Annotated in this window: 15 protein-coding genes and 2 pseudogenes; 9 read left to right on the forward strand and 8 right to left on the reverse strand. The window is 69.5% G+C overall.

Annotated features, from left to right (window positions below; all coding sequences use genetic code 11):
* Positions 1 to 411 precede the first annotated feature (411 nt).
* The 3 genes from ACQ4L4_RS26185 to ACQ4L4_RS26195 form a co-directional block, all read right to left on the reverse strand.
* Positions 412 to 1,752, reverse strand: a complete 1,341-nt coding sequence (locus ACQ4L4_RS26185; RefSeq protein ID WP_431101709.1) for a DUF1501 domain-containing protein — start codon at positions 1,750 to 1,752, stop codon at positions 412 to 414.
* Positions 1,753 to 1,754: 2 nt separating this feature from the next.
* Entirely contained in the window at positions 1,755 to 3,299 is a 1,545-nt protein-coding gene (locus tag ACQ4L4_RS26190) for a DUF1800 domain-containing protein (protein ID WP_431101710.1), read from the reverse strand.
* A 76-nt stretch (positions 3,300 to 3,375) separates the two neighbouring features.
* Positions 3,376 to 6,963, reverse strand: coding sequence for an indolepyruvate ferredoxin oxidoreductase family protein (locus ACQ4L4_RS26195; protein ID WP_431101712.1), 3,588 nt, complete (start codon positions 6,961 to 6,963; stop codon positions 3,376 to 3,378).
* Positions 6,964 to 7,127: 164 nt separating this feature from the next.
* On the opposite strand from ACQ4L4_RS26195, the gene ACQ4L4_RS26200 reads away from it, so the two are divergent.
* Both ACQ4L4_RS26200 and ACQ4L4_RS26205 read left to right on the forward strand, forming a co-directional pair.
* Positions 7,128 to 7,598 carry an Lrp/AsnC family transcriptional regulator gene (locus tag ACQ4L4_RS26200; protein WP_297525094.1) on the forward strand — a complete coding sequence of 157 codons (471 nt, stop codon included), beginning with the start codon at positions 7,128 to 7,130 and terminating at the stop codon, positions 7,596 to 7,598.
* Positions 7,599 to 7,795: 197 nt separating this feature from the next.
* A complete protein-coding gene (locus ACQ4L4_RS26205; RefSeq protein ID WP_431101713.1) occupies positions 7,796 to 8,491 on the forward strand; it encodes a CBS domain-containing protein in 696 nt (231 codons plus the stop codon).
* A gap of 19 nt (positions 8,492 to 8,510) precedes the next feature.
* Here ACQ4L4_RS26205 and ACQ4L4_RS26210 read toward each other — a convergent pair whose 3' ends face one another.
* Positions 8,511 to 8,963: a hypothetical protein gene (locus ACQ4L4_RS26210; protein ID WP_431101714.1), complete on the reverse strand. Its 453-nt coding sequence runs from the start codon at positions 8,961 to 8,963 to the stop codon at positions 8,511 to 8,513.
* 289 nt (positions 8,964 to 9,252) lie between these two features.
* Here ACQ4L4_RS26210 and ACQ4L4_RS26215 point away from each other — a divergent pair, with 289 nt between their 5' ends.
* The gene (locus tag ACQ4L4_RS26215; protein ID WP_377157611.1) at positions 9,253 to 9,804 is read left to right on the forward strand and encodes a protein phosphatase CheZ; all 552 of its coding nucleotides are present in this window, start codon (positions 9,253 to 9,255) and stop codon (positions 9,802 to 9,804) included.
* Positions 9,805 to 9,863: 59 nt separating this feature from the next.
* Here ACQ4L4_RS26215 and ACQ4L4_RS26220 read toward each other — a convergent pair whose 3' ends face one another.
* Complete coding sequence (locus tag ACQ4L4_RS26220) at positions 9,864 to 10,682, reverse strand: zinc-dependent peptidase (RefSeq protein WP_431101716.1); 819 nt, start codon at positions 10,680 to 10,682, stop codon at positions 9,864 to 9,866.
* 349 nt (positions 10,683 to 11,031) lie between these two features.
* On the opposite strand from ACQ4L4_RS26220, the gene ACQ4L4_RS26225 reads away from it, so the two are divergent.
* On the forward strand, positions 11,032 to 11,418 hold the full coding sequence (locus ACQ4L4_RS26225; RefSeq protein ID WP_431101717.1) for a hypothetical protein: 387 nt from the start codon (positions 11,032 to 11,034) through the stop codon (positions 11,416 to 11,418).
* A gap of 68 nt (positions 11,419 to 11,486) precedes the next feature.
* A complete protein-coding gene (locus ACQ4L4_RS26230; RefSeq protein ID WP_431101718.1) occupies positions 11,487 to 12,311 on the forward strand; it encodes a lectin in 825 nt (274 codons plus the stop codon).
* 29 nt (positions 12,312 to 12,340) lie between these two features.
* Here ACQ4L4_RS26230 and ACQ4L4_RS26235 read toward each other — a convergent pair whose 3' ends face one another.
* Positions 12,341 to 13,492, reverse strand: a complete 1,152-nt coding sequence (locus tag ACQ4L4_RS26235; RefSeq protein ID WP_431101719.1) for a 3-deoxy-7-phosphoheptulonate synthase — start codon at positions 13,490 to 13,492, stop codon at positions 12,341 to 12,343.
* Between the two features lie 321 nt (positions 13,493 to 13,813).
* A complete protein-coding gene (tldD, locus tag ACQ4L4_RS26240) occupies positions 13,814 to 15,277 on the reverse strand; it encodes a metalloprotease TldD (protein WP_431101720.1) in 1,464 nt (487 codons plus the stop codon).
* A 192-nt stretch (positions 15,278 to 15,469) separates the two neighbouring features.
* On the opposite strand from tldD, the gene ACQ4L4_RS26245 reads away from it, so the two are divergent.
* Positions 15,470 to 15,811 (forward strand): hypothetical protein, encoded by a 342-nt coding sequence (locus ACQ4L4_RS26245; RefSeq protein ID WP_431101721.1) that lies wholly within the window; start codon positions 15,470 to 15,472, stop codon positions 15,809 to 15,811.
* Positions 15,812 to 15,966: 155 nt separating this feature from the next.
* Here the strand turns inward: ACQ4L4_RS26245 and rsmI are convergent, their stop codons facing one another.
* On the reverse strand, positions 15,967 to 16,926 hold the full coding sequence (gene rsmI, locus ACQ4L4_RS26250; protein ID WP_431101722.1) for a 16S rRNA (cytidine(1402)-2'-O)-methyltransferase: 960 nt from the start codon (positions 16,924 to 16,926) through the stop codon (positions 15,967 to 15,969).
* Between rsmI and ACQ4L4_RS26255 the strand changes: the two are divergent.
* From ACQ4L4_RS26255 to ACQ4L4_RS26265, 3 genes and pseudogenes are all read left to right on the forward strand, one after another.
* Positions 16,925 to 17,369: pseudogene (locus ACQ4L4_RS26255) on the forward strand (YraN family protein). The gene rsmI and the pseudogene ACQ4L4_RS26255 sit on opposite strands and share 2 nt — an antisense overlap.
* 104 nt (positions 17,370 to 17,473) lie before the next feature.
* Positions 17,474 to 17,995 (forward strand): annotated as a pseudogene (locus tag ACQ4L4_RS26260) (SIS domain-containing protein); the annotation flags it as partial.
* A 130-nt stretch (positions 17,996 to 18,125) separates the two neighbouring features.
* Positions 18,126 to 18,773, forward strand: a complete 648-nt coding sequence (locus ACQ4L4_RS26265) for a BON domain-containing protein (RefSeq protein WP_431105018.1) — start codon at positions 18,126 to 18,128, stop codon at positions 18,771 to 18,773.
* Positions 18,774 to 18,815: the final 42 nt, after the last annotated feature.

Here is an 18,815-nt window from a genome sequence, read left to right on the forward strand (position 1 = left end):
GAGCGGCCCGCGACTCCCCCGCGGGAGGGAGGCCGGGGCCGGAAGCGGGCAGGGAAGCGCCCTGGGGCGCGGGCATGCGGGAGGGAAGCAAGGGCATGGCGACTCCTGACGATCGAGGCGTGAACCGGTCGGGCCGGCGGACACGGGCTGGCAGGAACGCTTGCTGTGGCGGGAACGGGAAGTGAAGTCCGGCAAGGCCGGCTCCCGACGCAAAAAGAAAAGAGAGGTCGAGCCGCGAAACGATGCCGATCGGATCGCGGCGCAACCTCTCTGCAATTTGCATTGGTCGCGCGGGGTCGGAACCCGCAGGAGTCTTCTCGTTTGAGTCTGATCCTAGATGAGAATTGCTCTCATCTGCAAGCCAGTGTCTGCAAGCGCTTGCAAGACCTGGGGGCTTTGGGCGAAGCCGTGTCAGACCAGACGAAGGTCCTTGGCGCGGACACCGGGGAAGACACGGGCCAGGGCCTCACTGGACAGCCCGAACTGGCGTTGCCACAGCCCGCCCAGCACGGCGCGGTAGTCGTTGAGCACGGGGTAGTCGCGGTTCTGGAACAGCGAGGTCGCCGTCAGCGCGATCTGGTCGCCGGCCACCGGACCGCCGGTCGCGAGGCCGCCGCCCAGCAGCCAGTACACGCTGCCGTGACCGTGGTCGGTGCCGCGGTTCCCGTTCTCGCGGAAGGTGCGGCCGAATTCGCTGATCACCATCACCGTGGTCTGCCGCCAGAGATCCGGTCCCAGTTCATCCGCGATGGCCGCGAGGCCGCGGCCGAGCTCCTCGAAACGATTGGCCAGTTGCCCGGTCGCGCCGCCCTGGTTGACGTGCGTGTCCCAGCCGCCGACATCGATGAAACCCAGGCTGAAGCGTCCCCGCATCAGCGTCGCGATGCGGCGCGCCTCCAGCTCGAAGCCCTTGGCGGGAATCGCATGGCGACCGGCGGCGTCGGTCATCGTCTTCATCCGGTCCGGCGACAGGTCGCGCGCGAGTTCCTCGCGCAGCGCGAGCCCTTCCTCCACGGACGCGCCCAGGCGCTGGCCCTGGTACATGCTGGCGATCAACGCGCGGTTCTTCGCGTCGACGGCGGGACGCGCGGTCTCACGGAGGCCGGCGTTGGCGATGCGCACCGGGCCGCGGAACGCGATCGGCAACTGGTCCGTGAACGACAGCGCCTGCTGCGCGTCGAGCTCCGCCGCCAGGCGGTTCAGGAAACCCGAGTTGTAGTCGCGGGAACCGCCCACCGGCTGGCCCAGTTCGATGCTGTCCTGCGTCTCGAAATGGCTGCGCGACAGATCCTCCGTACCGGCGAAGGGGATGAAGCGCGCCTGGCCCGCCTGCACCAGCGGGAACAGGCTCGTGCGCAGGGCAGGATGCAGCCCCCAGTCGGCGTTGAGCGGCAGCGCGGAGGCAGCGTCGGTCGGCGAGGGTCTGGCGATGGCGATGCGCGGTCTTTGCTCGTAGTAGTAGCTGCTGCTTGTGGGGATCAGCAGGTTGGTCGCGTCGTAGCCGCCGCGCAGGAAGACCAGCAGGAAGCGGGGCCGTCCGCCTCCGTCCGAAGCCGGGGACGCCGGGGCCCCTCTCCGCTCAATCGCCTCCTCACGCTCGGCATTCGCTCCAAGGGGCCCCGGCGTCCCCGGCTTCTCCAGACCCTGGCCTGCGGTGCTGGTGGCGCCCGTGGCGCCTGTGGCGAAGAGGCGGGCGTGCGAGATCGTCAGGGATCCGGCCGCAAGCGTTCGGAGAAGATGTCGTCGGTCCATGGTTAGCGATACATGAAGTCGGGACTGGAGAGCAGCAGCGTCAGCCATTGCTGCGGGGAGGTGGTCTGCGCCAGCGCGGTGCGCGTCGCCGGCGCGAGCGTCGGCTCGATGCGCAAGCGCAGCGGCTGCAGGTCGGGCAGCGGCACCGGCGTGTTCGTGCCCTCGGGTCGATACAGCGCGGCCGCACCGCCGCCGATCTGGCGCGCGACTTCGAACCGCAGCGTCATCTGCCCCGGGCTGTTCCAGGCATCCGCCGTCAGCGGATAACCGTCCGGCGTCTGCTTGTCGTAGAGGCCCTGGCCCAATCGCCGCAGCCAGTTCTGCAGCGGCTGCGCGTTCTGCAGCTCACGCTGCTCGAAGCCGGCGCGCAGACTCGAGAGCAGGTAGACGTGCGGGTCCTTGAAACGCGGCGCGTCCGCCGAGGCGAACTGCGGCGCGTAGAGCATCGGGCGCAGTGTGGCGGGCAGGTCGCCCTTCGTTCTCAGGAAGGCCGCGGACATCGCGTCGACCACCTCGCGCGGCGGCTGCTCGCCGAGGAAGAACACCGACAGCTTGCCGCAGACGAAACGCGCCGTCGCCGGCTGTGCCACCAGCAGGTCGAGGACTTCGTCGAGTTCATCGGCGCCGCGGCCCTTGATGGTGCGGCCCAGCAGCTGCTTGTCGCCGAAGTCGTGCCGGGCCGGGTGGAACTCGAAGAGTCCGTTGCGTTGGTAGAGCGCTTCGAAACGTGGCGCGACCTTGGCCGGCTCGGGATCTACCCGCACGCCGAAACCGGTCAGCACGCGCGCCAGCTCCTGCACGTCGCGCTGCGTGTAGCCGCCGTCGACGCCCAGGGTATGGAGCTCCAGCAACTCGCGCGCGTAGTTCTCGTTGATCGCGCGCGCGGCGTTCTGGTCGTTGTCCAGGTAGCGCAGCATCGCCGGATGCCGCGCGACCGCGCCCAGCATCGTCCGGAACGATCCCAGCGCATGCGGTCGCAGCGCACGGTCCTGGTAGTCGGCGAGCAGCAGCCGGATGTCGCGCTTGCCCTGGTGCACGTTGAAGTGGTTGAACCAGAACCATGACAGCTGTTCGAGCAACTGCTGTTCCGCGTAGAGCTCGCGCAGCAGCTGACGTTCGCCGGTCTCGCGCGCGGCCAGGCCCTGCGCGTCCTGGTAGGCCTTGCGCGCGGCGACGCGTTCCTCTTCCGTCGCGACCTTGTTGTCGCCGTTGCGCCGGAAGGATTCGGCCGCCCACACGCGCGAGGGCAGATCGCCCTGGCTGATGCCCATCGCGTCGATGCGGGCCTGGACAGCCCCGGGCATCGGCGCCTTCGGATCAGCCTTGAGCTGGCGTTCGACATAACGACCCCAGCCGAGACGTTCGATCTCGCCCAACTGCGACTGCGTCGCGCCCCAGCCGATGCGGTTGGCCGCGCGCAGGCGCTGCGACGCGTCCATCGGCATGTCGGGCGCGGAGGGCAGGCCGCCGCACGCGGCGAGCGCGGCGGAGGCCGTTGCGCCCAGCAGCAGCGAGCGACGACGGAGCGCGGAGTTCGAGCGTGACATGCGGCAAGCATGCCGCCCCCGTGTCGGCCGTGTCCAGTGGCCTTTGCGCTACTTCACAGTTGTAGCTTGCCCGTCCTCAGAGTTCGGCCACGCCCTTCACACGTTCGGGGGTCTTCGTCAGCGGCACGACAGCGATGGGCGCCTCCACCGCGCGACCGTGGAAGCGGTCGAGCAGATCCTTCCACTGCGCGCGCACGGTGACGACGTTCGCCAGCTTCACGTGGCCGTAGCCGCGGATGCCTTCGGGCAGGCGCGCGAGCTTGATGGCGACGTCGAGCTTCGCGGCGGTCAGGTGCGCGAGCAGGTCGTCGACGAGCGCTTCGTAGTCGCGCACCAGCTGGCGCTCGATGCGGCGCTCTTCGGTCTTGCCGAAGAGATCGAGCACGCCGCCGCGCAGGCCCTTGAACTTCGCCAGCGTCTTCAGCGCCTTGAAGGTCCAGGAGCCGAGCTCGATCTTCTTCGCGCGGCCGTCGGCGCCCGGCTTGGACAGCAGTGGCGGAGCCATGTGGAAGCTCAGGTGATCCCAGTCCTCGAACTGCGCCTTCAGCGCGGCCTCGAACTTGCCGTCGGTGTACAGGCGCGCGACCTCGTACTCGTCCTTGATGGCGAGCAGCTTGGCGTAGTAGCGCGCGACGGCCTTGGTCAGGCGCAGGCCCTTGCCGGCGTCGCCGAGCGCGGACTCGGCGGCGCGCACGCGCTGCACCAGCGCCTCGTAGCGCGACGCGTAGGCGGCGTCCTGGTAGTCGGTCAGGAAGGCCTTGCGGCGCGAGACCAGCCCCGGCTGGCCGTCCTTGTCGTCGAGCTGGTCGAAGTTGAACCACTGCACGGCGGAGCCGCTCTGCTCGCCGGCCAGGCGGCGCAGCGCCTCCGGCGCGGCGATCGCGAGGCGGCCCAGCGCGAAGGCGGTCTTGTTGTTCTCGACCGCGACGCCGTTGAGCTCGATCGCGCGCATCAGCGCCTCGAAGGACACCGGCACCAGGCCGCGCTGCCAGCAGGCGCCCAGCATGATGATGTTGCTGGGCATCGTGTCGCCCATCAGGCGCTTGGCGATGTCCTGCGCGTCGATGCTGGCGAGCAGGTCCTGGCCCTCGCCGACGGCGTGGCGCATCTTGGCGATCAGCGCATCGGCCTGCAGGCTCGCGTCCGGGTTGCGGACGAAGGCGGCGGTCGGCAGTTCATGCGTGTTGGCCAGGATCACGGTGCGGCCGGCCTTGATCGTGGCCAGCGCGTCGGCGCTCGCGCCGACCACCATGTCGCAGGCCAGCAGCACGTCGGCCTGCTGCGTGTCGATGCGGACCTGGTTGAGCAGGTCCTGCGTCGGCGCGACGCGCACGAAGGACAGCACCGCGCCGCCCTTCTGCGCGAAGCCCATGAAGTCCAGCACCGAGCTCTGCTTGCCTTCCAGGTGCGCGGCCATCGTGACCAGCGCGCCCACGGTCACGACGCCGGTGCCGCCCACGCCGGTGACCAGCATGTCGAAGGGCCCCGTCCACGCCCAGGGCGCGGGCGGCTGGATCGCGGCGATCTCGCGCGCCAGGTCCGCCGGCCCGAAGGCCGCGCCGGCGCGCTTCTTCAGCTTCGCGCCGTGCACGGACACGAAGCTCGGGCAGAAGCCGTTCACGCAGCTGAAGTCCTTGTTGCAGCTGCTCTGTTCGATCACGCGCTTGCGGCCGAAGTCGGTCTCGACCGGCACGACCGACAGGCAGTTGCTCGCCTGCCCGCAATCGCCGCAGCCCTCGCAGACGGACTCGTTGATGAAGATGCGCTTGTCCGGGTCGGGGAACTCGCCCTTCTTGCGGCGGCGGCGCTTTTCGGCGGCGCAGGTCTGGTCGTAGATCAGCACGGTGACGCCGGCGATCTCGCGCAGCTCGCGCTGCACGGCGTCGAGCTCGGAGCGGTCGTGGAAGGTCGTGCCCGTCGGGAAGAGGCCGTGGTGGCCCTCGTACTTGACGATGTCGTCGGAGACCACGACCAGGCGCTTGACGCCCTCGGCCTCGACCTGGCGCGCGATCTGCGGGACCGAGGTCTGGCCGTCGACCGGCTGGCCGCCGGTCATCGCGACCGCGTCGTTGTAGAGGATCTTGTAGGTGATGTTGGCCTTGGCCGCGATGGCCTGCCGGATCGCCAGGTAGCCCGAGTGGTAGTAGGTGCCGTCGCCCAGGTTCTGGAAGACATGCTTTTCGGTCGTGAAGCGCGAATGCGCGGCCCAGTCGACGCCCTCGGCGCCCATCTGGATCAGGCCCGAGGTGCCGCGCTCCATCCAGCTCGCCATGAAGTGGCAGCCGATGCCGGCCAGCGCGCGCGAGCCCTCCGGCAGCTTGGTCGACGTGTTGTGCGGGCAGCCCGAGCAGAAGTAGGGCTGGCGGCGCACCGCGTCGGCGCTGTTGGACAGCAGGCAGGGCGTCAGGAAATCGACGACCAGGTGGCGACGGTCCAGCGCCGGATTCAGCCGCGCCAGCCAGTCGGCCACCGTCGGCATGATGCGCGAGGGCCGCAGTTCGCCGAGTGCGCTCAGCACGGCGGCCCCGTGTTCATCGGATTTGCCGACGACGCGCGGACGTTGCGCGTCGGGCAGGTGGTACAGCAGTTCCTTGATCTGGCGCTCGACGACGGGCGCCTTCTCCTCGATGACCAGCATGTCGGTCAGGCCCTGCGCGAACTCGCGGATGCGCGTCGGCTCCAGCGGGTACACGAGGCCGACCTTGTAGACCCGCACACCGGCGGCGGCCAGCGCGTTGGGGTCGAGGTCCAGGCGGCGCAGCACTTCCATGAAGTCGTAATGCGCCTTGCCGACGGTGACGATGCCCAGCGAGGCGCGCGGGCTGACGACGATGTGCTTGTCGATCGAGTTGACCTTGGCGAAGGCCAGCACCGCATCGATCTTGTGCGCGAGGCGCGATTCCAGCTCCAGCGACGGCAGGTCGACGGAACGGATGTGCAGGTTGGTCGGCGGCGTGTGGTCGACGGGCAGCTCGAAGTCCATCGGCACCGCGTCGAGGTCGACCGTCATGCCCGATTCGACGACTTCCGAGATCGCCTTGAAGCCGACCCAGGCGCCCGAGAAGCGCGACAGCGCCCAGCCGTAGAGGCCGAACTCGAGGTACTCGGCGACGTTGCCCGGATGCACCAGCGGCATCGACCAGGCCTGCAGCGCGAGGTCGCTCTGATGCGGCGTCGACGAGGACACGCAGCCGTGGTCGTCGCCGCAGACGACGAGCACGCCGCCCTGTTCCGCCGTGCCGTAGACGTTGCCGTGCTTGAGCGCGTCGCCGGAGCGATCGACGCCGGGCCCCTTCCCGTACCACATCGCGAAGACGCCATCGACGGTGCGCTTCGGGTCGAGCGCCACGCGCTGCACGCCCAGGCAGGCGGTGGCGGCGAGGTCCTCGTTGATCGCGGGCAGGAAGTTGACGGCGGCCTTGTCGAGGAACTTCTTCGCCTTCCACAGCTGCTGGTCGACCATGCCCAGCGGGCTGCCGCGGTAGCCGCTGACGAAGCCGGCGGTCTTCAGGCCCTGGCGTTCGTCCTGGGCCTTCTGCATCAGCAGCAGGCGCACCAGCGCCTGCGTGCCGGTCAGGAACACCGGCCCGGCGCTGGCGGCCAGGTTGTCGGACAGCTGGTAGGGGCGCAGGGCCGGCGCGGCGGCAAGACTGGCTTCGGTCATGGCTTGTCTCCCCAATGGGGCGAGCCGGCCGGGCGGGGCGCCGGTCGGCTCGGATGGTCAGAAGAATGAATGAAGGGATTCTTTCCCAGACAATGCGCACTTTCTTGCTCCGTTTACTAAAGCGGTGGCACGGATCGACCAGATCATTCTCAGAAAGTGCCGATATGGAGAACGAACGTTTCGATCGAGCGACGCGCTTGATCCTGGAGGCGCTGCAGGCCGACGCGCGGCAGAGCACGCAGCAGCTGGCGGAGAAGGTCGGCCTCTCGGCGACGCCGGTGTGGCGCCGCGTCAAGGAGCTCGAGGAGCGGGGCGTGATCCGGCGCCACGTGGCGCTGGTGGACCGGGAGCAACTGGGCCTGTCGATCTGCGTGCTGGCGAATGTCAGCCTGGTGCGGCACACCGAAGGCGCGGTGGATGCTTTCGAGGCGATGGTGGCGGGCAGCCCGGAGATCGTCGAATGCCAGGCGATCACCGGCGAGGCGGACTACGTGATCAAGATCGTCGCGCCGGACATGAAGGCCTACGACCAGTTCCTGCAGAGCAAGGTCTTCCGTGTCCCGGGCATCGCGAGCGTGCGCAGCAACGTGGTGCTTCGCGAGGTGAAGTACGAGACCGCCTACCCGGTCCCGTGAGCATCGCCGCCGATCCCCGTCGACCGTTCAACGTGCAGTCAGAGACTGGCCGTGGGGCCGGAATGACGCTGGGGGTTCCCGGAGGGATGCCCCCTGCGTCGTGGAGTGCCCGCGCCTGGCGACTCGCAGGAGGTCGACCACCGCAGTGCGCGTTCTCCTCAATGGGCATCGCGTTTTCGACGTGAGATCCTGACGCCATGTTCTCCGTCTACGGCACCTCCGGAAAGATCCTCACCGGCGGCCTGGAGCAGGTTCGCGACCTGGCTCCGGTGCAGGCGGTGGCGCGCACGCGCGCGGTGGCGCCGATTGCTCGCCAGGGCGACCTGACGCCGTCGACGGTGGTGCTGGCCGGCGTCGGGCAGGGCGGCGGCGGTGTCGGCGGTACGCCGGGATTCGGGCCCTCGGCCTACATGGCGCACGAGGCGTTGGCCGCCTACGCCGGCGACACCACGCGGGTGCCGTTGACGCAGGTGCATCAGCTGATGAGCCGCAAGCTGATCAGCGTGATGTCGGGCTCGTCGCTGCGCCAGGCGATGCGGACGATGTCGCGCGCCGGCGTCGCGCAGGCGCCGGTGCTCGGGGACCAGGGCGAGGTGCGCGGTCTGGTGTCGCGCGGCGATCTGACGCGCGGTCTGGCGGAGGATCTCGAGGAGATGGCCGAGATCATGGTCATCGCGCGGCGGTTGGCCGCGCCGGTGGACGACGTGATGTGGACGCCGGTGCCGGTCGCCCAATCCGACACGCCCTTGCGCGAGGCGGCGCAATTGATGCTCGACCTGGGCCTGCCCGGCCTGCCGGTGGGCGACGACAACGGCCAGTTGATCGGCTTCCTCTCGCGCAGCGACCTGCTGCGCGGCATGACGCACGAACCGCCGCTGGACCTCTGGTCCTGACGACTGCGCCCCCTGGGGGTCAGTACTTGCGCATCCCGCGCTCGGCCTCTTCCTGCTCGATCGCCTGCAGCGTGCGCCAGTCGGTGCAGACGAAGACGCCGTCCTCGACGATGCGGTCCGGCAGCGAGCCGTCGCCGCGGGCGACCTTCCCGTCCTTGCAGATCATGGTGCCGCGCGCCTGGCCCTGCTCCTGCAGCGCCTTGCCGACGACCATCGAGTCCCGGGTGTACAGCGTCAACATCAGCAACGCGAACAGCACGCCCAGCATCAACGCCACGCCGACGACGATGTCGCTGACGTCGCGCAAGGCGGACGGCGGCGCCGGCTGCGCGGCCTGCGCACGAGGCGCCGCAGCGAAGCTTCGTCCGTCGTCGCGCGAGGCGCTCGAGGGCGAACGCGACGAGGACGTCGAACCAGACCGCGCGTTGGTGCGATTCAAGCCGGGCGAAGGACGGGTGGTGGCCATGTTCATGAAACGGATCGCTTTGCCAAAGACAAACACCAGCAAGGGCGGACCGAAGACGGACGGGATGAAGGCTACAGGCGACGGCGTGGGTCAACTACTTAAATGCGGGGCTCCCCACCAAAAATGCACGGGCGCCCGCGTCCCTTTCCGTTGGTTACAGCAGTTGCAGAACTAAGATTTCTGCACTTGAAAAGAGCGCCGTCCGAGCGCTTCTGAAGCGCCGCCAACAGCGCCGTGCGCACATCGCGCAAACCCACCCGCCGACCCTGCGACCCCCTTCGCGAGCTCGATCACCATGTCCCAATCCGCTACCCCTCTCACGGCCGCCGCGCACCAGGCGCTGCAGAAGTTGTCGCACGAGTTGCCGGATGCCTGCGAGCGCCTGGACTACGTCAAGCGCATGACCGATCAGGCGGCCAACAAGGTGCTGGGGATCGTCGAATCGGCGCAGGAGGACGCGCAGGCGGTGGCGCGACAGGGTCACGAGTTGTCGGAGTCGCTGCAGCGTCTGGCCGCCGCGCCGGACCTGAGTGTCGAACGCGCCCGCGCGATGATGCGGCTGTGCGCGGCCTATGCGGCCGGCGCCGCCGGGTTCGCGGACCGCGTGAAGGGCCTGCAGACCGAGATCATGATGGCCCAGGACTTCCAGGACCTGTCCGGCCAGGTGATCAACAAGGTGCTGAACATGCTGCGCCCCGCCGAGGAGCCGCTGCAACAGCTGCTTGCCGCGCAGGAACAGGCAGCCCCGCAGGCGGCCGTGGAAGAGCAGCTCGCCGGCGTGCAGACGCCCGACAAGGCGCTGCAGCAGGACGACGTCGACGCGCTGCTGGCGGAGATGGGCTTCTGAGGTTTTCTGAGAGCTTCTGAGGCCGTCCCCGGCCCGTCGACGATCTCCGAGGTCCTCGCTCAGGACCAGAGCATAGGATCCACCTCGTAATACCGGCGCAGCTCCGCATACAGCGCCGGATGCGCCTGGGCCAGCGCCCACGGCTGCCCGAAGAAGCGCTCGCTCGCGACGGCGAAGAACTCCGCCGGTTCGGTGGCCGCGTAGTCGCCCAGCGGATCGGGCTCGCCCGCGGCGAGCCGCGCCCGCAGCAGGTCGAAGCTCTGCTGCATGACCACCGCCCAGCGCGCCTGACGCGCCCGGTTCCCCAGCCACGGTGCGCCGTTGGCCATCCCCTTGACCTGGTCGAGCTGGTGCGCGAATTCGTGCACCGCGACGTTGTGACCACGCTCCGGTTGCGCGGCGTCCCGCAGCACGTCGTCCCAGGACAGCACGACCTGACCCTCGCCCCAGGATTCGCCGCTCAGCACCTGGCGGTCCTGCATCTGCAGCGGGCCTTGATGCCGCACCCGGTCGACGATGAAGGCGCCGGGATAGACCAGCACCGTATGCAGCTTCGGGTAGTAGCCGCGGCTGCGGCCGAGCAGCGGCAGCGTGGCCAGCGCGGCGATGGTCACGCGGACCTCGTCGGTGATGACCTGGCCAGCGCAGCCGATGAAGGACTTCTCCGCGAGGAAGACCTGCATCTGGCGCTTGAGCTTCAGTTGCAGGTCCGCCGGCAGCCGCGCGACCTGCGGCACGTTGCGGCGCAGGATGGCGCGCCACACGGCGGGAAAGGCCTTCGCGCGCAGCGCGGCGCGGCGGCGTGCCTGCCGCCAGGAATGGCTCATCAGCCAGAAGCAGATCAGCGCCGCGATCAGCGCGAGCAACAGCAGGGTCATGGCGGTGAGCGCATCGGCGCTTCGCTGCAAGACTTCCAAGATGCGCGCGCATCGAACGCTTTTCAAGTGCGGGTCAGGTCTTGCGGTCCGGCGATCGCGTCGGGAACCGCTGTCCGAACAGGACTGCGGCATCGGCGCGACGAAGTCCGGCGCCCGGGGCGATTGACGGTCGGCACGAGGGCGGCGAGGCCCGTTCCGGTCACGCGCGGCCCGGACAATTTCGGCCTGGACGACCGCGGACTTGAGCGCTGATTGAAGCGCCACCCCCCGGACGGTCGCCTTGATACGAACCGATGGGCATGAGGGAGGGCGGCAACCGGCTGGAAGGCGCGGTGGCCGTCGAGGCGATTTGAAGTTTTCGGAAGTGCAGGCGACGTCGCTCAGGACCTCGCCGTTCGACGTCAGTCCGCTGCAGCAGTACCGCGCGAAAGTCCAGCAGGAGATGCTGGACGGCCCGCCGCCGTCCGTGGTGCTGCGCCTGTCCCCGTTCATCGGGACGGAAGGGCCGCTCCAGGAGATGTACGCGCAGAACAGCGCCGACGTCACCTACGGCCGTCATCCGCTCGGCCAGGAGGCGCCGCCGGTCAGCCGTATCGAGACGCCGCCGTACTCCCACGGCACCTACACGGCCGCGAACTTCCCCGACCTGCGGGTGCAGGTCGAGCTCGGGCCGATGCTTGTCAGCCATGTCGACCGCGCCGGCGGGACGCCGCGCGTGCTGGACGTCACCGCCTGACCCGCTTTAGCATCGCCTGAAGCCGTGTGCGATTGGCGCGCGGATCGGGCAACGTGGGGGAGGACACGATGGGCCAACCAGGTCGGCAGGATCAGCGCGTGCGCTGGATGCGACGCGTCATCGCGGCGCTGGTCGCGGCGGGACTGGTGCTGGGCGGTGCGCCGGCACGAGCCGCCGAACAGACGATCGAGCTGAACTCGCGGGGCGGCTATCAGAGCCACCGGCTGCCGGACGGCGCGACCGATGTGGAGCTCCTGCAGCAGACCGCCGGCGGTTGCCGCTTCGGCCGGACCTGGGGCTTCGACCTGACCAGCAAGGAGATGTGGGTCGACGGCGGCTGCGGCGGCCGGTTCAAGGTCACGGTGGCGGCGGGCGGCACGGGCGACAGCGGCAGCTCGGACAACTCGAGCAACGTCGGCGCGGCCGTGGCCGCCGCGGCGGTGATCGCCGGCATCGCGCTGCTGGCCAGCAAGGACAAGGACAAGGACCGCGACGGCGACTGGCACGGCGACTCCGGCTGGAACAGTCGCCAGATCCGCGGCAAGGGCGGGTTCTGTCTCGACATCGAGGGTGGCGCGCGTCCCGGCCATAACCTCATCGTCTACGACTGCAACGGCGGCGGGAACCAGCGCTTCGAGTGGAACCGCAACGGCGAACTGCGCGTGTCGGGCCTGTGCCTGGACGTCGCCAACGGCAACACCTCGGACGGCGCCCGGGTCATGGCCTACGAGTGCAACGGCGGCGCCAACCAGCGCTGGCGCACGCGCGGCAGCGAGATCCGCAGCGCGGACTCCGGCAAGTGCCTCGACATCGAGAACGGCCGCGCCCGTCCGGGCACGGCCGTCATCATGTACCGCTGCAACGGCGGCGAGAACCAGCGCTGGTCGTGGTGAGCGTGTCGGGGTGACGCCGCTCGCCGCGATCAGCGTGCGACGGTCTCCGTGCGCGCGGCACGGACCGCCGCGCTGAGCACGTCCAGCACCTCGATCGAGTCGTCCCATGCCAGGCAGGCGTCGGTGATGCTCTTGCCGTACTCCAGCTTGGCCGGATCGTCCTTGCCGGGGCTGAACTTCTGCGCGCCGCCCTTCAGGTGGCTCTCGACCATCACGCCGAAGATGCTGGTGCCGCCGGCGCGGATCTGCGCGGCGATGTCGCGCGCGACATCCAGCTGGCGTTCATGGTTCTTGCTGCTGTTGGCGTGCGAGCAGTCGACCATCAGCCGCGTGTCGAGCTTCGAGGTCGCCAGGTCCGCGCAGGCCGCCGCGACGCTCTGGGTGTCGTAGTTCGGCGCCTTGCCGCCGCGCAGGATCACGTGGCAGTCGCGATTGCCCTTGGTCTCGACGATCGCGACCTGGCCGTTCTTGTGGACCGACAGGAAGTGGTGCGGCCGCGCCGCCGCCTGGATCGCGTCGGTGGCGATCTTGATGTTGCCGTCGGTGCCGTTCTTGAAGCCGATCGGCGCCGACAGGCCCGAGGCCAGCTCGCGGTGCACCTGGCTCTCGGTGGTGCGCGCGCCGATCGCGCCCCAACTGATCAGGTCGCCGATGTACTGCGGCGAGATCACGTCCAGGAACTCCGAGCCCGCCGGCATGCCCAGCCGGTTGATCTCCAGCAGCAGCTGGCGTGCGATGCGCAGGCCCTCGTCGATGCGGTAGCTCTCGTCGAGGTAGGGATCGTTGATCAGGCCCTTCCAGCCCACCGTCGTGCGCGGCTTCTCGAAGTAGACGCGCATCACGATCTCCAGCGTGTCGGCGTGCTGCTCGCGCAGCGTCACCAGGCGCTTGGCGTATTCCAGCGCCGCGGCCGGATCGTGGATCGAGCACGGTCCGATGATCACGAGTAGGCGGTCGTCCCGGCGCTGCATGATGTCGCGGATGCGCTGGCGCGTGCCGACGACGAGCTGCTCCATGGCCGTGCCACGGATCGGGAAGAAGCGGATGAGGTGTTCAGGAGGCGGCAAGGGCGTGATGTCCAGGATGCGTTCGTCGTCGGTCTGGGAGGTCTTGTCCTGCGGCGAATACCAGCGCTCCGCCTGGGTGGCGCTGGGATAAGGACTGGTCGACTTGGCATTCATGGGAATCACGCTTTCTCGTGGTGGACGGGCTGCTGCTGGGTAGTCACTGCGCCCGGCCGAAAAAAAAACCGCCGGGCTGTGGGCCCGGCGGTTTCTTGAGGATTCTTTGGCGCTCTGCTTATGCGTTCGCCTCTCCTCCGCCGGGGCGGTGCGAGAACCAAAAATAAGCAAAGTAAAACTTGGGTGCGGAACGCATGGGGCCAATAGTGCCTGTGCTCAATGCGGCGCGTCAAGCGCCGCGGGGTGACAGCCGCCCGTGTCGCACTACGACATCGGGCAAGGCATCCTTCGTGGATTCCAGGGTTGGCACGGTCAGGAGGGTCAGGCCGTGCCGCCGACGGTCAGGCCGTCGATGCGCAGCGTCGGCTGGCCGACGCCCACCGGCACGCTCTGGCCTTCCTTGCCGCAGACGCCGACGCCGGTGTCCAGCTGCATGTCGTTGCCGATCATGCTCACGCGCGTCAGCGCGTCCGGGCCGTTGCCGATGATGGTCGCGCCCTTGACCGGGTACTGGATCTTGCCGTTCTCGACCCAGAAGGCCTCGCTGGCGGAGAACACGAACTTGCCCGAGGTGATGTCCACCTGGCCGCCGCCGAAGTTGGTCGCGTACAGGCCCTTGTCGATGCTGGCGATGATCTCCTTCGGATCCTTGTCGCCGCCCAGCATGTAGGTGTTGGTCATGCGCGGCATCGGCATGTGGGCGTAGCTCTCGCGGCGGCCGTTGCCGGTCGGGGCGACCTTCATCAGGCGGGCGTTCATCGCGTCCTGGATGTAGCCCTTGAGGATGCCGTCCTCGATCAGCACGTTGCGCTGCGAGGCGCAGCCCTCGTCGTCGACGTTGAGCGAGCCGCGGCGGTCGGGGATGGTGCCGTCGTCCAGCACCGTCACGCCCTTGGCGGCGACGCGTTCGCCGATGCGGCCCGAGAACGTGGACGAGCCCTTGCGGTTGAAGTCGCCTTCCAGGCCGTGGCCGACGGCCTCGTGCAGCAGCACGCCGGGCCAGCCCGGGCCGAGGACGACGGTCATCTCGCCGGCCGGGGCCGGGCGCGATTCGAGGTTGGTCAGCGCCGCGCTCACCGCCTGCTCGACGTAGGACGCGATCATCTCGTCGGTGAAGTAGGCCAGGCCGAAACGCCCGCCGCCGCCGCCGGAACCCACCTCGCGGCGGCCGTTGCTCTCGGCGATGACGGTGACGGACAGGCGCACCAGCGGCCGCACGTCGGCGGCCAGCGTGCCGTCGGCGCGGGCGATCAGGACGACCTCGTGCTCGGCGGCCAGGCCGGCCATCACCTGCGCGATGCGCGGGTCCTTGGCGCGGGCCAGGCGCTCGGTGCGCTCCAGCAGGGCGACCTTCTGCGCGCTGTCCAGGCTGGCGATCGGGTCGGCGTCGCCATAGAGCGCGCGGCTGCCGGAGACGATCGGCTCGCTCGGCACCTTGACGCGGCGGCTCTGGCCGGCCGAGGCGATCGCGCGCACGGTGCGCGCGGCGTCGAGCAGCGCGGCCTCGGAGATGTCGTCGGAGTACGCGAACGCCGTCTTCTCGCCGGCGACGGCGCGCACGCCCACGCCCTGGTCGATCGAGAAGCTGCCGCTCTTGACGATGCCTTCCTCCAGGCTCCAGCCCTCCGCGCGGGTGGTCTGGAAGTAGAGGTCGGCGTCGTCGACGCGGTGCTCGGTGATCAGGCGCAGGGCCTGCGAGAGCGACGCATCGGTCAGGCCGAAGGGTTCGAGCAGCTGGGCACGGGCGGTGACCAGGCGGGCGAGGGTGGGTTCGCGCGAAATCATCGGCTGATTGTAGGCATCGCCCGGGACGCCCGCCCGGGGGCGGGCGGAGCCGACCCTCCCGGAGGGATGGTGACCGCCGGTAGCAATCGCTTCACCGATCTTTACGGTGACCCGGTCACCGTTTCCGACAGGACCCTCGTTGTCTCCCCAGCGGCAACGAAAACCGCAGCCAACCTCCCAAGGAGAACCTCGATGAAGCGCATGTCCCTGTCGATCGCCCTCGTCTCCAGCCTGATCGCCGCTTCGGCGTTCGCCCAGACCGCCGCCCCCGCCGCGACCGCGACGCCGCGCGTCGACCAGCGCGAAGCGAACCAGCAGCAGCGCATCGCCAACGGCGCCGCTTCCGGTCAGCTGACCGCCAAGGAAACCCAGCATCTGGAGAAGGAACAGGCCCGCGTGAACAACGCCGAGGCGAAGGCCAAGTCCGACGGCGTGGTCACCGCCAAGGAACGCCGCCAGCTTCAGCGCAAGCAGGACGTCGCCAGTGCCGACATCCGCCGCGCGAAGCACAACAACCGGACTGCCGGCAAGTGACCGCCGGCTGAGTGTCCGAGCGCGCCAACCCCGACTGGGCGCCGGAAAGCAAGAACGCCCCTCGGGGCGTTCGGTGCTTGTGGGCGTCGGGTCTGTCTTGCGGTGCTGACGCGATGCCGGCGTGCCATGCCGGCGCGATGCCGGCGCTGAAGCGATCAGCGGTCCGCGTCGTGGTCAGTGTCGAGGTCCTGATCCTCGTCGCCTTCGGCGTCCTGCTTCCATTCGAGCGCCTGCTGGTAAAGCGCCTTGCGCGATTCTCCCGTCAGCTCGGCGGCCAGCGCCGCGGCCTGCTTCAGCGGCAGGTCGCGCACGAGCACGCGCAGCGTGCGCAGCGCCTCGTCGGGCAGACCATCGGTGGCGGACGCCGCCGGCGCCGCATGCAGCACCAGCACGAACTCGCCGCGCTCGCGCTGCTTGTCCTCGGCCAGCCACGCGGGCAGCGTCGCGCACGGCGCGGTATGGATGGTTTCGAACTGCTTGGTGACCTCGCGGCACACCGTCAGCGTCTGCTCGGGCGCGAGCTCGGCCAGCAGCGCGATCAGCTCCTGGATGCGATGCGGCGCCTCGAACAGCACCTGGCTGTGCGGCGCGCCGGTCAACGCCTGCAGCGCGGTGCGGCGCTCGGCGGCCTTGGTCGGCAGGAAACCCACGAAGCGGAAGCCTTGCGCCCGCGCGTCCCCGGCGACGCTGAGCGCCGCCGCGGCGCTGCTGGCGCCGGGCAGCGGCATGACGCGCACGCCGGCCTTGGCCGCCGCGGCGACCAGCACCGCGCCCGGGTCCGAGATCGCCGGCGTGCCCGCGTCGCTGACATAGGCGATGCGCTCGCCGGCCAGCAGCCGCGCGACGAGGCCTTCGGCCGCCTGCTGCTCGTTGTGCTGGTGCAGGGCCACCAGCGGCTTGTGCAAACCGAGCCAGCGCAGCAACTGAGCGCTGACGCGCGTGTCCTCGCAGGCGACCGCGTCGACCAGGCCCAGCACGTGGATCGCGCGCAGGCTCAGGTCGGCGAGGTTGCCGATCGGGGTCGCGACGACGTAGAGCGTGCCGCCCGGGTGTTGCTGATGACCGGCCGCGGCGGAAGCGGCGGCGATCAGCGAAGCGGACGGGGACGTCGACATGTTCAAGAAATTCTCCAGGGGAAACACGGGCGCCACGGACGCCGTGGACAAGCAGGCGCGCGGTGCCGAGGCCGAGCAGCGCGCCCTCGACCATCTGCGGCGGCAGGGTCTGCGGCTGGTGGCGCGCAATTATCGGGTGGCGCGCGGACCGTCCGCGCGCGGCGGCGAGGTCGACCTGATCCTGCGCGACCGCGACGGCACGCTGGTGTTCGTCGAGGTCCGCGCCCGCGAGAGCGATGCGCACGGCGGCGCGGCGGCCAGCGTGACCCGGCTCAAGCAACGGCGTGTGATCTTCGCGGCGGAATGTTTCCTTCGCACGCAGCGCGTCGTGCCGCCGTGCCGGTTCGATGTCGTCGCGATCGACGGCGACTCGCATCGAGTGGCTGCGCGGCGCGTTCGACGCGGCATCGCCGTGGTCGCGCGACGGCTGGGCGCCCGATTGACGACGGTCGCGCCGGCGCCGGTGGCACCGCCGTCCGCCTTTATCATCCCCGCACCTATGTTGGAACAACGCATACAACAACAATTCTTCGAAAGCGCGGACCTGCTGTACCAGATCGCCGAGGGCCTGTCGCGCCCGCTGGCGGTCGCGGCACAGATGATGGTGGACGCGCTGACGGGTGGCGGCCGCGTGCTGAGCGCGGGCCTGGGCATCTCGGCCGCGGACGCGACCTACATGGCCTCGCTGCTGTCCGGCCGCTTCGAACAGGAACGGCCCGGCCTGGCCGCGATGGCGCTGGACGCGCAGGCGCAGGGCTATGCCGATCCGGCGTCGGCGTTGATGCGTCAGATCCAGACCTTCGGCCATCCGGGCGACCTGCTGCTGCTGTTCGAGGCGCAGGCCAGCGGCGCCGCCGCTGCGCTGCTGCAGGTGGCGCACAACCAGGAGATGAGCGTGATCGTGCTCAGCGGCACGCAGGACGACGAGTGGCGCGGCACGCTGCTCGACACCGACGTGCAGCTGCGCGTGCCGCACAGCCGCTTCGCGCGGGTGGCGGAGGCGCACCGACTGCTCTCCCACTGCCTCAGCGACGCGATCGACCTGCAGCTCCTCGGTGCGGGCGAATGATCCGGACGCCGATCCGGCCTCGACCCCGCGCCAGACCCTGCGCTCGAACCCGATCCTGAACCAGATCCTGAACCCGACGGCGATGCCGACGACCCCCTCCGACCTCTCCGACTTCTCCAAGGACTTCCGCATGACGACCCAGACCCGTTGGAACCGCCGCCTGATGCTTGCCGCCGCGCTCGGCGCCGCCCTGCTGCAGACCGCGTGCGTCCCGCTCATCGTCGGCGGCGCCGCGGTGAGCGGCGCCCTCGTGGCGACCGACCGCCGCACCTCCGGCACGCAGCTCGAGGACCAGGGCATCGAGCTCAAGACCTCCAACCGCATCCGCGAGCAGCTCGGCGACCGCGTGCATATCAGCGTCAACAGCTACAACCGCATGGTGCTGCTGACCGGCGAGACCCGCAACGACGAGGACAAGGCCGCCGTCGAGCGCATCGCGCAGGGCGTCGAGAACGTCAGCAGCGTGCTCAATGAGGTCGGCGTCGGCATGCTGAGTTCGCTGTCCAGCCGCGCCAACGACGTCGCCATCGCGGCCAAGGTCAAGGCCAGCCTGGTCGATGCGAAAGATCTGATCTCGAACGCGTTCTACGTGGTGGTCGAACGCGGCAACGTGTACATCATGGGCCGCGTGACGGAGCGCGAAGCCACCCGCGTGACCGACATCGCGCGCGGTGTGCGCGGCGTGCAGAAGGTCGTGCGCGCGATGGAGATCATCAGCGAGGCCGAGCTGGCCGCGATGGGCCAGGCGCAGCAGGCCAAGCCCACGAGCAATCCTTGAACGGCCGCGCTTGAACAGCGCTGCTTGAACGGGACCGGCGGC

The sequence above is a fragment of the Roseateles noduli genome, assembly GCF_050626985.1.
In the GTDB taxonomy this organism is placed as follows: Bacteria; Pseudomonadota; Gammaproteobacteria; order Burkholderiales; family Burkholderiaceae_C; genus Roseateles; species Roseateles noduli_A.

Bases quoted from the DNA above. Each gene is read 5' to 3' on its own strand.
- ACQ4L4_RS26265 (WP_431105018.1), top strand. From the start codon at position 18,126: ATGACGACCCAGACCCGTTGGAACCGCCGCCTGATGCTTGCCGCCGCG.
- ACQ4L4_RS26220 (WP_431101716.1), bottom strand. From the start codon at position 10,682: ATGACCCTGCTGTTGCTCGCGCTGATCGCGGCGCTGATCTGCTTCTGG.
- ACQ4L4_RS26185 (WP_431101709.1), bottom strand. From the start codon at position 1,752: ATGGACCGACGACATCTTCTCCGAACGCTTGCGGCCGGATCCCTGACG.
- ACQ4L4_RS26230 (WP_431101718.1), top strand. From the start codon at position 11,487: ATGGGCCAACCAGGTCGGCAGGATCAGCGCGTGCGCTGGATGCGACGC.
- ACQ4L4_RS26200 (WP_297525094.1), top strand. From the start codon at position 7,128: ATGGAGAACGAACGTTTCGATCGAGCGACGCGCTTGATCCTGGAGGCG.
- ACQ4L4_RS26215 (WP_377157611.1), top strand. From the start codon at position 9,253: ATGTCCCAATCCGCTACCCCTCTCACGGCCGCCGCGCACCAGGCGCTG.
- ACQ4L4_RS26245 (WP_431101721.1), top strand. From the start codon at position 15,470: ATGAAGCGCATGTCCCTGTCGATCGCCCTCGTCTCCAGCCTGATCGCC.
- ACQ4L4_RS26195 (WP_431101712.1), bottom strand. From the start codon at position 6,963: ATGACCGAAGCCAGTCTTGCCGCCGCGCCGGCCCTGCGCCCCTACCAG.
- ACQ4L4_RS26235 (WP_431101719.1), bottom strand. From the start codon at position 13,492: ATGAATGCCAAGTCGACCAGTCCTTATCCCAGCGCCACCCAGGCGGAG.
- rsmI (WP_431101722.1), bottom strand. From the start codon at position 16,926: ATGTCGACGTCCCCGTCCGCTTCGCTGATCGCCGCCGCTTCCGCCGCG.
- ACQ4L4_RS26210 (WP_431101714.1), bottom strand. From the start codon at position 8,963: ATGAACATGGCCACCACCCGTCCTTCGCCCGGCTTGAATCGCACCAAC.
- ACQ4L4_RS26190 (WP_431101710.1), bottom strand. From the start codon at position 3,299: ATGTCACGCTCGAACTCCGCGCTCCGTCGTCGCTCGCTGCTGCTGGGC.
- tldD (WP_431101720.1), bottom strand. From the start codon at position 15,277: ATGATTTCGCGCGAACCCACCCTCGCCCGCCTGGTCACCGCCCGTGCC.
- ACQ4L4_RS26205 (WP_431101713.1), top strand. From the start codon at position 7,796: ATGTTCTCCGTCTACGGCACCTCCGGAAAGATCCTCACCGGCGGCCTG.